The organism is Marinitoga sp. 1137, from assembly GCF_001941525.1.
Classification (GTDB): domain Bacteria; phylum Thermotogota; class Thermotogae; order Petrotogales; family Petrotogaceae; genus Marinitoga; species Marinitoga piezophila.
In genome coordinates this window covers 2,231,630-2,244,704 of record NZ_CP009471.1, presented here as the reverse complement: position 1 = coordinate 2,244,704, position 13,075 = coordinate 2,231,630, and the positions used below count along the sequence as shown (strand labels likewise).

The 13,075-nt window shown below is 29.7% G+C and carries 13 protein-coding genes; 5 read left to right on the top strand and 8 right to left on the bottom strand.

Translation table 11 applies throughout. The annotated features are described in order from the left end of the window. Window positions 1-3 precede the first annotated feature (3 nt). The 3 genes from LN42_RS10625 to LN42_RS11205 form a co-directional block, all read right to left on the bottom strand. Window positions 4-1,257 carry a putative DNA modification/repair radical SAM protein gene (locus LN42_RS10625; protein ID WP_014297519.1) on the bottom strand — a complete coding sequence of 418 codons (1,254 nt, stop codon included), beginning with the start codon at window positions 1,255-1,257 and terminating at the stop codon, window positions 4-6. A 122-nt stretch (window positions 1,258-1,379) separates the two neighbouring features. Then, window positions 1,380-2,036, bottom strand: a complete 657-nt coding sequence (locus LN42_RS10620) for a DUF2202 domain-containing protein (RefSeq protein WP_014297518.1) — start codon at window positions 2,034-2,036, stop codon at window positions 1,380-1,382. Window positions 2,037-2,048: 12 nt separating this feature from the next. Further along, complete coding sequence (locus LN42_RS11205; RefSeq protein WP_014297517.1) at window positions 2,049-2,324, bottom strand: SHOCT domain-containing protein; 276 nt, start codon at window positions 2,322-2,324, stop codon at window positions 2,049-2,051. Window positions 2,325-2,502: 178 nt separating this feature from the next. Between LN42_RS11205 and LN42_RS10610 the strand changes: the two genes are divergently transcribed. From LN42_RS10610 to LN42_RS10595, 4 genes are all read left to right on the top strand, one after another. Further along, a complete protein-coding gene (locus LN42_RS10610) occupies window positions 2,503-3,591 on the top strand; it encodes a PfkB family carbohydrate kinase (RefSeq protein ID WP_014297516.1) in 1,089 nt (362 codons plus the stop codon). Then, entirely contained in the window at window positions 3,588-4,496 is a 909-nt protein-coding gene (locus tag LN42_RS10605; protein WP_014297515.1) for a pseudouridine-5'-phosphate glycosidase, read from the top strand. Before LN42_RS10610 ends, LN42_RS10605 begins: the two co-directional genes overlap by 4 nt. Window positions 4,497-4,712: 216 nt before the next feature. Continuing rightward, complete coding sequence (locus LN42_RS10600; protein ID WP_014297514.1) at window positions 4,713-5,972, top strand: MFS transporter; 1,260 nt, start codon at window positions 4,713-4,715, stop codon at window positions 5,970-5,972. 113 nt (window positions 5,973-6,085) lie between these two features. Continuing rightward, window positions 6,086-6,448, top strand: coding sequence for a NifB/NifX family molybdenum-iron cluster-binding protein (locus LN42_RS10595; RefSeq protein ID WP_014297513.1), 363 nt, complete (start codon window positions 6,086-6,088; stop codon window positions 6,446-6,448). A 26-nt stretch (window positions 6,449-6,474) separates the two neighbouring features. Here the strand turns inward: LN42_RS10595 and LN42_RS10590 are convergent, their stop codons facing one another. The 5 genes from LN42_RS10590 to LN42_RS10570 are packed head-to-tail and all read right to left on the bottom strand — an operon-like array spanning window position 6,475 to window position 11,310. Beyond that, on the bottom strand, window positions 6,475-7,359 hold the full coding sequence (locus LN42_RS10590; protein WP_014297512.1) for a glycosidase: 885 nt from the start codon (window positions 7,357-7,359) through the stop codon (window positions 6,475-6,477). Window positions 7,360-7,369: 10 nt separating this feature from the next. After that, window positions 7,370-8,188: a carbohydrate ABC transporter permease gene (locus LN42_RS10585; protein WP_014297511.1), complete on the bottom strand. Its 819-nt coding sequence runs from the start codon at window positions 8,186-8,188 to the stop codon at window positions 7,370-7,372. Beyond that, window positions 8,185-9,063: a carbohydrate ABC transporter permease gene (locus LN42_RS10580; RefSeq protein WP_014297510.1), complete on the bottom strand. Its 879-nt coding sequence runs from the start codon at window positions 9,061-9,063 to the stop codon at window positions 8,185-8,187. Before LN42_RS10580 ends, LN42_RS10585 begins: the two co-directional genes overlap by 4 nt. Window positions 9,064-9,067: 4 nt before the next feature. After that, window positions 9,068-10,318: an ABC transporter substrate-binding protein gene (locus LN42_RS10575; RefSeq protein WP_014297509.1), complete on the bottom strand. Its 1,251-nt coding sequence runs from the start codon at window positions 10,316-10,318 to the stop codon at window positions 9,068-9,070. Beyond that, a complete protein-coding gene (locus tag LN42_RS10570) occupies window positions 10,318-11,310 on the bottom strand; it encodes a LacI family DNA-binding transcriptional regulator (protein ID WP_014297508.1) in 993 nt (330 codons plus the stop codon). The genes LN42_RS10575 and LN42_RS10570 overlap by 1 nt, the downstream gene beginning before the upstream one ends. Window positions 11,311-11,725: 415 nt before the next feature. On the opposite strand from LN42_RS10570, the gene LN42_RS10565 reads away from it, so the two are divergent. Then, complete coding sequence (locus LN42_RS10565) at window positions 11,726-13,072, top strand: hypothetical protein (RefSeq protein ID WP_014297507.1); 1,347 nt, start codon at window positions 11,726-11,728, stop codon at window positions 13,070-13,072. The last annotated feature ends 3 nt before the right edge of the window (window positions 13,073-13,075 follow it).

Here is a 13,075-nt window from a genome sequence, read left to right as displayed (position 1 = left end):
ATTTCAGCTCCTTGAAACTTCAATTGCCGTTGTGGGAAATAATGGTATTTTCATACTTAAGTTTTCAGTTAATTTTTCCCTTATTGCGTCAGGAGATAAAAAAATATTACTATAATATTTACCGTTACAGGTAATAAAATATTTTGCTCGTTTTAGAACAACACCTATTTTTTTCAAATCATCAAAGGTTATAGGTGAATATTTTCTTGCTTTAATTATAGTCAATGCTGATTTTATTCCTATCCCAGGCACTCTGATTAATTCATCATAAGATGCTCTATTAATTTCTATAGGGAAAAAATGAAAATTTCTTAATGCCCATGACGTTTTGGGATCAAGCTTTTCATCTAAAAATGGATTTTTCTCATTAAGAATTTCAGAAGCTGAAAACTTATAAAATCTCAATAACCAATCTGCCTGATATAATCTATGTTCTCTTTTCAATGGTGGTTTTATATTTATAGGAAGACGCTTATCTTTATTAACAGGTATAAATGCTGAATAATATACTCTTTTCATATTGAATTTTTTATACATACCTTCTGCCAATCTCAAAATTTGATAGTCGCTTTCAGGTGATGCTCCAACAATTAACTGTGTACTATGGCCGGCTGGAACAAATAGAGGAGTTTTTTTATATTTCTTTCTATCTTCAACATTAGCCAGAATATTTGTTCCCAAAAATTTCATGGGTTTAATTATATTTTCTTTTTTCTTTTGTGGGGCCAATAGTTTTAAACTTTTTTCACTTGGCAACTCAATATTAACGCTTAACCTATCCGCATAAAAACCTGCTTCACGTATAAGTTTCAAATCTGCTCCTGGAATAGCCTTCAAATGGATGTAACCATTAAAATTTTCTTCTTTTCTGAGCTTTTTTACTACTTTCAACATTTGCTCCATAGTATAATCAGGACTTTTTATTATTGCGGAACTTAAAAATAAACCTTCTATGTAATTTCTTCTATAAAAATTCATTGTTAACTGAACAACCTCATCAACAGTAAATGTTGCCCTTTTTACATCATTACTTGCTCTATTTATACAATAAGCACAATCGTAAATACAGGCATTTGAGAATAAAATCTTCAAAAGTGAGATGCATCTTCCATCTGATGTCCAGCTATGACATACACCACTGGTTACGGCATTTCCTATACCTTTTTTTTCATTATTTCTATCAGAACCGCTTGAAGCACATGAAACATCATATTTAGCTGATGAAGATAATATCCTCAATTTTTCATTTATATCCATATCATCACCCTATAATATAAACTTGTTTATAATCTTACTACATATAGTATACTACAAAATAGTTGCTGTGTCAAGTTTTTAATTAAAAATAAAAAGGCCCCTCTCGGGACCTTTGATATAAATTATTTTCTACCGCCTCTATAACCATTTCCTGGTTGAGCATTTTCTGAACCGTTTAAAATATCGCTAAGTTCATCTGGTGAAATATATTGTGCTGAATATGTTTCATTATATCTTTCTAATAACCCCACAAATGCTCTCATATGATTTTCAGAACCGAATTTAAGATTTTCATATACCACTTTTATATCTTCATTATCTGTTTCTTTTATTAACTCTTCAAGATCATATATATCTAAGTCTTCTATTGTTGCTCCAACTTTTAAGGCATCTATGATTGAAGTTTTTCCCTGTTCAACAAGTTGATCATATAATTTTTTTAATTCTTCATTTTTAAAAACACCGACTGTATAATCTGTAATTGGATCTTCAATATCATATTTATCTAAAATAGTTTTTACTGCATTCATATGTGTTTGTTCTGATTGAGCAATGTTATAAAACGTTTGAACTCCCCAGATATCATATAATGTTAAATAAACATCTCTTGCTAATTTTTCCTCTTCTCTCATTTGTAATAAACCATCAATTTCACTTGCTGATAATTCTTGAACTGGTAATGCTTCAACAGCTGCTGCTGGATTATTAAAAAAGCCTCCTGCAAATGACATTATTACTAATATTAAAATCATACTTCCTAATAACAAACCTTTTTTCATAATACCGCCTCCTTATTCCTCGATTAATTTTCTTTTTCTTAAAAATTCTTCTTCACTAATTTCGCCTCTCGCAAATTGTTCTTTTAAAATTTCAAGAGCCTTGTTTTTCTGAGTTCCACCTGAAACATAATAAGCATCTCTATAATTATCTTTTCTGGTTAACCCTTTTATTAATAAATAAATGACTGCAAAAATTACAACTCCTACCAGAATCATTTCTATCCAACCATACCATCCATAACCTAATCCAAAAAATCCTGTATGATAACCTGGATAATACCCTCTCATTTTATCAACCTCCTCTTAAAATTTGTTATTTCATCTTCGACATCTTTATAATACTCTATAAACCTTAGAGGAGACTTAGAAAAAACTTAAAGTTACCTTAGAAAAACTTGATTTTCTTTCTTATTTGTGATATTATAAACAATAGACTAATCAAATAAACAAAAGTTTAGGTGATAGAATGACAAATAGAGAAAAGGAAATTTTAGAACTAATAAAAGAAAATCCTTTCATAACCCAGGACGAATTGGCTAAGCAACTAAATATAGCCCGTTCTTCTGTTGCTGTACATATTGCCAATTTAATAAAAAAAGGATATATTTTAGGTAGAGGATATATAATAAATAAACTTGATTATGTAACGGTAATAGGCGGAGCAAATATTGATATCAACGGATTTCCAAATAAAAAACTAAAATTAAAAGATTCAAACCCCGGTAAATTAAAAATCTCACCTGGTGGTGTAGGAAGAAATATCGCAGAAAATCTTTCAAGATTAAATATAAACACTAAATTACTAACAGCTATTGGAAATGACATATATGGCAAAAAAATTATTGAACATTCTAAAAATATAGGAATTGACATTAGTGACTCATTAATACTAAGTGACTTCTCAACATCAACTTATCTTGCTATACTCGATGAAAAAGGAGATATGGCTGTTGGATTATCCGATATGGAGATATGCGAAAAAATAGATATAAATTATATTAAATCCAAAAAAAATATTATTGAAAAGTCTAAAGCTGTTATACTCGATACTAATTTACCTCAAAAAACAATAGAATATATTACAAAAAACATTAACAACACATTTATTGTAGATACAGTTTCTACCGCAAAAACCGTTAAAATATTAAATATACTCAATTATGTCCATTCCATCAAACCTAATATATATGAAGCTGAAATACTTTCTGGCATAAAAATCGAAAACAAAAAAGATGCTGAAAAAGCTGTTAGAAATATTATTAATAAAGGAGTTAAAAGAGTATTTTTAACAATGGGAAAAGATGGAATTTTATGTGCTGACAAAAATAAAACGATATATATAAAAACACCGAAAATTAAAGTAATAAATGCAACTGGTGCCGGAGACGCATTTACAGCAGGAATAGTATTAGGATATTTAAACAACTATTCTTTAGAAAAAACAGCGAAAATTTCCATAGCTGCCTCGGCAATTACATTAGAGTCAGAAGGGGCAAATTCAGAACAATTATCAAAAGAAAACATAGAAAATAAATTAAAGGAGATGAAACTATGATTGAAAAATACCTTGAAATTTCACCAGAAGTAAAAAAAGCTTTAGAAGAAGGAAAACCTGTTGTAGCTCTTGAATCAACAATAATATCCCACGGAATGCCATATCCACAAAATGTTGAAACAGCTTTAAACGTTGAAAAAGTAGTTAGAGACAATGGAGCAATCCCTGCCACTATAGCTATTATTAATGGAAAACTAAAAGCTGGATTATCCGAAGAAGAAATTGAATATTTAGGTAAAAAAGGATATTCAGTAATGAAAGTAAGTAGAAGAGATATTCCATATGTAATTTCCAAAAAAATAGATGGAGCAACAACTGTAGCTGGAACAATGATTATCGCCGAAATGGCTGGAATAAAAGTTTTTGCAACCGGTGGAATCGGAGGAGTTCATAGAAACGCCCAGGAAACCTTTGATATTTCTGCAGACCTTCAGGAATTAGCAAACACAAATGTTGCAGTGGTTTGTGCCGGTGCCAAATCCATACTCGATCTTGGATTAACTTTAGAATATCTTGAAACTTTTGGCGTTCCAGTTATTGGATACCAAACTGAAGAATTACCAGCATTTTATACACGAAAAAGCGGTTTTAATGTCAATTTCAGATTAGACACACCAGAAGAAATTGCAGAATTTTTAAAAGCAAAATGGGCATTAAACTTAAAAGGTGGAGCTGTTATTGCTAATCCTATCCCTGAAGAATATCAAATGGATTATGACACCATAACCAAAGCTATCGAAGATGCTTTAAAAGAAGCAGAAAAACTTGGAATAAAAGGTAAAGAAACTACGCCGTTTCTATTGGCAAAAATAAAAGAAATAACAGGCGGCGAAAGTTTAAAATCAAATATTCAACTTGTATACAATAATGCAAAACTTGCTGCATTAATTGCTAAATCATTATAAATTACCTTATTATATAAATTTTAAAAATAAAAGTGCTTAATTCCTTCTAAATTTTGGAATTAAGCACTTTTTTTATAAATAAATTCAAGTCCATCTTTAAATTTATTAATTAAATTAAATATTTTTAATAAAAATCTTGATTTTATTATAAAAATATGATATACTATTTTATGATTTCTAAAATATGTTTTAGTTTTTTGAAAGGAAGGGATTAAAATGAACGAATCTGAAAAAAGAAATTTTATTCTTTTTGTTGTTGGAAGAATGGTTTCTTTAATAGGAAGTGGTATTCAAATGGTTGCAATGCCGTTATTTATATTAGATTTAACCGGTTCAGGTACAAAAATGGGATTATTTGCAACTATAAATATGGTTCCCGCTCTTATCTTGGCACCTTTTGCTGGAGTAATAGGAGATAGATTCAATAGAAAAAAGATTATGGTACTTATGGATTATTTAAGAGGTTTTATAATTTTATCCCTTGCATATTTGACATATATAAACAAATTGAATTTATTTGTATTATTTTCATTTCAGGTTGTTATTTCTTTACTTGATAGTTTTTTCGGTGCAGCAACCAGCGCTATGATTCCTGATCTTGTCCCCGAAAAAGATTTAATGAAAGCAAATTCAATCACCGAGAGCATTAGTAGCGCTTCAATGATAATAGGTCCTGTATTAGGCGGAGTTATTTATGGATTCTGGGGAATGCAATGGATTTTTATATTAAATGGTATTTCCTTTATCCTTTCAGCCATTAGCGAAATGTTCATCCGATATGAAAAAACAAGCAAATTAAAATCTCACGTAAATGCTAAAATTATTTTAAATGATCTAAAAGAATCCATTCTTTTTATTTTTAATAATGACATTTTAAGAAATCTCATTTTATTGGCAATATCTTTAAATTTTTTATTCAACCCACTTTTTGTTGTTCTTCTTCCATATACATTTAGAGAAATTATTGGTTTTTCTGCACAACAATATGGCTTACTAGAAACATCATGGACTGTTGGAATTTTAGTAGGAAATATCTTTTTAGCTATTTTCTTTTCAAAAAGAAATCCTCAAAAATTATTTAAAAATGGCTTTTATGGTATGATTGTTCTAAATTTTTTAATAGCAATAATGGTATTTCCTGACATATTAGCATATTTTGGTAATATCTGGACAATTTTTATTATAGTTAGTATAATCTTAATCATGATGGGAATTACAAATGCATTTGTCAACACACCTATAAGCGTTTATTTCCAACAAATAATCCCAAACGAAAACAGATCAAAAATTTTCTCTGCACTTGGCGTAATCTTTCAAGCAGCAACACCAGTTGGAATGTTAATTCTTGGCATTTTAATAGATCACGTGGCAGTTCATTGGTTATTTTTAGCAATTGGTATCCTATTGTTTATAGATATATTCTTATTCTCTGGAAAAATTAGTCAAATATCCTTTGTATTACCAGAAGAAGAGTAGCACTCTTCTTCTTTTTTTATAAAGATATTGAAATATATCTGTTATTTTTTTCTCATATAAAATAGTTATAATATACGTGAAATATATATCAAATATATATAGGAGGCGATACAATGAAAATTGTAATTCCAGTATTAGAAGACAATGGGAAATCTTCCCCTATAAGCGAACATTTTGGACACGCACCATATTTTGCTTTTATTACATTAAACGACAATTCTTATGAAGTTGAAGTAATAAAAAATCCTCTTGAAGAACACGGACCTGGAGATATTCCAAATTATCTTAACGACAAAGGAGTTAATATGCTTGTAGTAAGAGGTATAGGCGGAAGAGCAATAGCATTTTTTGAGCAGTTTGGAATTCAGGTAATTAGAGGTGCTGATGGAACCGTCGAAGAAATCATCGAAGCTTTAAAAGAACATAAGCTTATAGATAGAGAATATGAAGTAAAAGAAAAATTCCATAATCATTAATAACACCAGGGATAATCCCTGGTGTTTTATTCTAATATCCATTTAAATACTTCATCTTTAGAAATTGTAGCCAGTGCAATATAGTTATCAGCTGCGCCATAATAAATATAATATTCATCCTTATACTCAACTATTGCATCAGAAAACACAACAGTTGGAACGCCACCAAACTTTTCCCATGTTTCTTCAGGTTCAAGAATTGGTTTTTCAGAACGTTTTAATACTTTCGTTGGATCATCAAGATCAAGCAACATAAATCCTAATCTATATATATTTCTCGAAGCCTCCTCAACCCCATGATATAACATTAACCAACCATATTTAGTTTTAATTGGTGGCCCTCCAAGACCTATTTTTAAATTATCCCAATACCCTTCCCGAGGACTGGCTATTTTTACATAATTTCCCCAATGAATTAAATCGTCAGAATACGCAAACCATATATCAGGTTCTAATCTATGAATCATAATATACTTTCCATTAACCTTTTCAGGAAATATACCTGCATCTTTGTTTGGACTTTCAGGCAAAACAATTCCATATCTTTCCCATATAAAAAAGTTCTTTGTAGAAGCCAAAGCAACACTAATATTATCAGGGGAATATGCAGTATAACACATATAATACTTTCCATTAATAAAGGTTAATCGAGGATCCTCTACACCATATAATTCATTTAATTCCTGGGGCTCAAATACAGGTTTTTCCATTCTATTAAAATGCACACCATCAACACTCACAGCATATCCAAGTCTTGAGACCATATCTTCTCCTTGAGCTCTATATAACATATGGAATAATTCCCCGTCATAAACCACAGCAGGATTAAAAACAAATCTCGATTCCCACAAATGATCGGGATTTGGGCCAAACAAAGGATTTAATGGATGTCTTTTAAGTTTTAGTTCCAATATAAACACCTCACTTTAGTGTAATTGATATACCCTGTAAGAAATATTTTCTAAACAACAGGAACAAAATTACCATTGGTATAGTTTGAATAACTGCACCTGCTAATATCGGACCAATATACGCACCATATTCATGGTTAAAGCTTGCCAGAAGCACTGATAAAGGCATTTTATTATAATCTTTCATAACAATTAAAGGCCACATAAAGTTATCCCAAATTCCAATAAACGTAAATAAAGAAACTATTGAAATTGCGGATTTATTTAACGGGATCATTATTTTAAAGATAATCCATAAATCTGAAGCTCCATCCATCTTTGCAGCCTCAATATAATCACTGGGAGTACTCCTATAGCTTTGTGTAATCATAAATATTCCCCATCCACTCATTAAACTTGGAAGTATTATAGCCGAATATGTGTTTAATAATCCCAAATTTCTAATAAGTATATAAAGCGGAATTGTAAACATAAATCCCGGAAAAACCATTTGAAAAATAAGAAAGTTAAATATTTTCTCTCTTCCCTTAAATTCTAATTTTGCAAGCGCATAAGATATTATAGATGAAGTTAATATAACCGAAAGGGTTACGGTAACAGATATAAAGACGCTATTTAAAAAAGCTCTTATAAATGGGCGTTGCATTTTTTCAGCACTTTCTAAAATAAATTTAAAATGTTCCAATGTAAAATGCGTTGGCCAAAACCTTGTATATATTTCAGATGATGGTTTTAACGAAGACATTAATAACCATATATAGGGATATAACCATAAAACAGCCAGACTAAACATTATAATATGAAAAAATATATTTATAATCTTTTTCATACAATACTCACTTCTCTTTCAAATAATCTTCTTGTTATCCAAATTATGCTAAAACTGAGTATTGCAGTAAATATAGACATTGTTGCTGCATATGTTGGATCCAATTTTTGAAATGCTGATGTATACATTACCATCATCGGCATAAGAGTGCTTCTCATTGGTCCTCCACCAGTAATCATATAAGGTTCTGTAAAAATACCAAAGGAAAGAGAAATGGCAAATACTAAAACCATAATTATTGATGGATTTAATAGAGGCAATGTTATTTTAAAAAACTTTACTAATTTATTAGCACCATCAAGTTCAGCAGCTTCATATATACTCTTTGGAATACTAATTATCCCCGCATATAATATTAAACCATAATAACCTATAAACTTCCATACAACAATTATTGATATTGAAAACATAGCCAATTGAGGGTTAGTAAACCATGGAATTGTAGTATGAAAATATTTATAAATCATCTGGTTTAACGGGCCATTTTCGGCAAATAATTTAGAAAACATTATTGAATATGCTACTCCTGAAGATACATTTGCAACAAGGAACGATAAAGCAACAAATGTCCTTCCATATTTTAATTTACTTAATGCTAATGCGAATAACATAGAAAAAACCAGAACAATAGGAATATAATACATTAAAAAATTCAAAACATTAAAAAATGATTTCCAGAATATTGGATCATACAACACTCTTATGAAATTTCTTAATCCGGCAAATCTTGGCGAACCAACATATCGCCATCTTGAAAACGCAAGAATAAGAAGCCATACAAATGGATATCCCCAAAATATAGCAGCATATATCAAGTATGTTGAGGATATAAGAAGCCCTTTTCGGGCTTCTCTTTTTTTGATTTTTGATGCCATAAAATCACCATATAATTCTATTTATTTTCTTTACAGAATTCTTTATAGCTGTTTCTGCAGATGCTTTACCATACATCAAAGGTTCTATCAAGCTAACAGTCATTTCATCCTGAACATCCACAGTTTTTGAAATTAATGCAGGTGGTACAGCATAGCCAACATATTCAGCATATTTAGCAGCTAATCTATTTTTAGCAAAGAAATCTTTAAATAAAGAATTTGTAAGCAAATCCGCTCTAGCCGGTGGCATTTTTGTCATTTCTAACCATAATTTATCGTTCTCAGGATTTGAAAATACCCATTTTACAAATTCCCATGCTTCCTTTTGATGTTTTGAACTTTTAAATATAACAAGCCCTTTTGTATCAGCAAATGTATAAATAGGCTTATCTTTTGGGTAATTATCAGGAACTATTGGTGGTGTAATAACAATATTTTTTATAACATCTGGAAATTGTTTTTCAGCATATGGTATTTCCCATGGACCTTTCAAGCTTCCTAATATCGCTCCGTGGTATAAAGGTGCATTCCCTAAATCTACAGCTGTCCAACCATTCTTAAACATTGTCTCAAAGAATTTTGCTACAGCTAATCCTGCATCATTGTTATAAACAGCTCTATATTTTTTCAAGTCGATATAAGGCTTTCCTTCACTTGCAGCATAATAATATGTAATATAATCAAACCATCTATCCCACCAGTTTCTTCCTGCAACAACACGCATTGTATATTGTTTTTTAGGAATTACAAATTTTTTTGATAATTCATAAACCTCAGAATATGTTCTTGGAGGTTTTGACCAACCATATTTTTCTAATAAATCAGCTCTCCACCATATTAAAATTGGATTTGAATATATTGGAAAAACATACGTTTTCCCCATGAAATTCCAACCTTTTATGATTTCTTCCATTTTACGCTTAGCAATTAAATCATTAAATCCTGGAAGCTTATTTAATTCCACAAGCTGATCTAATTCAATCAATTGAGCTGCAAAACCCGAAAAGATATTTGTACATATATCCGGTGTTCTTCCAGAAGCTATTGCACTTAAAATAGCTTCTTCAGAGCTTCCTGCAGCCGGAATTGTAGTCCATTCAATATCGATCTCAGGATGAAGCTTTTCATATTCTGCAACTAATTTTTTCCAATAGGCCTCTTGATTTGGATTTGGTGCTGTCCAAAATACTAATTTGGTTTTACCAAAACTCATGATAAAAATAAAAATAAACAAAAATACCATTAATTTCTTCATTATTTCGCCCCCTTTGTTGTTTCTCTCTCTATAAACTCCGTAAATAACGAAGTAACATATGGATGCAAATTTTTACCGTTAACAAGTTCTATAATTCTCTCTATGGCAACATTTCCCATTTCGTATTTAAATACTTTTACAGTTGAAAGTGCTGGTTCAATGGATGAAGAAAAAACAATATCATCAAAACCTATTATTTGTATTTCATCTGGAACTTTTATTTTTTTCTTCTTCAAAATATTTAAAACCATAACAGCAATAGGGTCGTTGGAAGTAAAAATAACTTCTGGATTTTTAGATAAAACAAGATCAATTATGTAATTTACGGATTCCTGAGTTTCTGAAACTTCATATGTAATAGGTAATAAATTATTATTTTTCATAGCTAATTCATAGCCTTCATATCGTCTTCTAAAACCATAGAATTCTAACGAACCATGAATATGAATAATTTTTTTGAAATTTCTTTTTATCATTTTATCTATTACATAGTACGCTCCATCAAAACCGTTAGAAATAATAGCATTTATTTTTTTACCAACGATATAATTATCCACTAAAACTTTAGGAATATCCAAATTAAGTATTTTTTCAGGAATTTCATCGGAGCCTATAATTAATATACCGTCACACCACTTTTCCTGAGGTAAAAATTCCTCAAAAGTCATAATTCTTAATTGTGATTTATTTTCTTTTGCTCCATCACAAATTCCTTTTAATACGGTTGAATAAAAATCCATTTCTCCAAATTCATTCTTTCTTTTTTCCAAAATTTGTTTTATTCTTTGACTGATTAAAACACCTATTTTAAATCCATACTTTGTTTTTGCAAGATGTTTTGCCTGACTTGACGGTTTATAATTTAGTTCTTCAACTGCTTTCAGTACTCTCAATCTTGTTTTTTCAGAAAATTTACCCTTATTATTTAATACTCGTGACACTGTTGCTATAGAAGTTCCTGCAAGTCTAGCTACATCTTCAATATTAGCCATACCATCACCTCTCGAGTAAGCGCTTAACCTATTCAAATAATAACATATTTTTCAAAAAATCTAAAAAGTTAAAAAAGTATATTTACACACTGTTATCTATAAATATTTTAAATTGTTTTACTATTTCTTGTATTTTTATATATTTCATTTAAATATCTTTTATACCATTTCAAGCTAAATTTTATAAAAACCTCTATATTAGCGTATAATCTAAATTCAATACATTATAGACAATTAATAATAGGTTAATATTTATATCAATCAATCGATTTTTAAACCTAATAAAAAATAATCATCTTATTTCTTTCTTAATAATGCAAAAACTCCTTTTTTGCATTTTGAAAGAATCATTATTATATTATATAATTGTTTTGAGTAAGCGCTTAACCTATAAAATAAAAAGGGGGGAATTTCTGTGAAAAAATGGTTTTTAATTAGTTTAGTAATGCTATTGGCTTTTTCTTTATTTGCAGCTGAAAAAACAATCAAGATTGAAACAACACAAATGACATGGGTAGATGTTCCATATTCCATATCATTTTCAAAAATTTTAGACATAATAGGTGATGATTTTGAAGCAAATTGGTATTCTATAAGAGTTATAGATGAAAATGGAAATAATATACCTTACCAAATAGAAGATATGGATAATAATAAAAGAATATCATCAAAAGATATATTGTTATTCACTTTTAAAAAATGTGCCAAAATAGTTATTTCAGATGATTCTAATATGGATTTATTAACTTTCAAACCATACTTCAAGCTTACTAAAAATAATGACGAATATCTTATTACATCAAAAGATTTCGATGTAACTGTAAACAAATACGGTCTTGTAAACTTTGTAAGGTACAAAGATATAAAAGGAAATCTTTATAATGAAATTGGTATTGCAAGAATTGCTGGATGGTCTGGAAGTACATATTATGTAAATGGAAAATTGGGAAAACATGTAGAAATGACATCAAATGGTTTAAGTATCGAAAACGTTCGTGTATTGGAACCTGGACCAGTAGGTGTAACAATTATAGCTGACTTATATTCAAGACTATTACCAGGTTTAAATCAACACATTGTAACTCATATATTTAAAACTGGAGATGTTTTAGTAAAAAATACTTTCACATTTACAAATTATGTTGATATTATGAAATTACAAGTAATGGCAACTGCTCCTATTACAAGTATAGACGATAATGCCTTACATATTTTACCTATGTTCAGAAGAATGGTATGGGCTGAACAATTAAATGAAACACCACTTGATTATTGGATGGAAAGGAATGCTGTTAAATATGTTGACGGAAAACCATATATAGAATTTTCTGCAATTGATTCAATGAAACCACTATGGTGGGGTGCAACATATGCATTTGTTTCACAGGAAAATTGGAGAGCTAATTTCTCACCAAAATACGGTATTGGTGCAGCAGAAATATTGCCTGAAAAACCTGTTTTATATTCTGATTTAAAAGATTTTGTATTCCATGATTTCTGGTTCTATGAGAGTAGAGAATTTAGAGATGGTATTTTTAGATGGTTACCAGGAGAAATGGATAATTATGAAGCAACAAAAGGAATATTCCCGCCATATTCAGAGGAAAATGTTGGAAAATATTGGATGGCAAGATTCAAAGCTGGTGATGTTGTAAAATATACACGATATTATTCTATTTTCCAATCAAGGGATACTGAAGAAGCTATTAATTATCTTGAAAAAAGAGCTAAAGAAATTCAAAGCATCTCAATTTCTGAATAATAA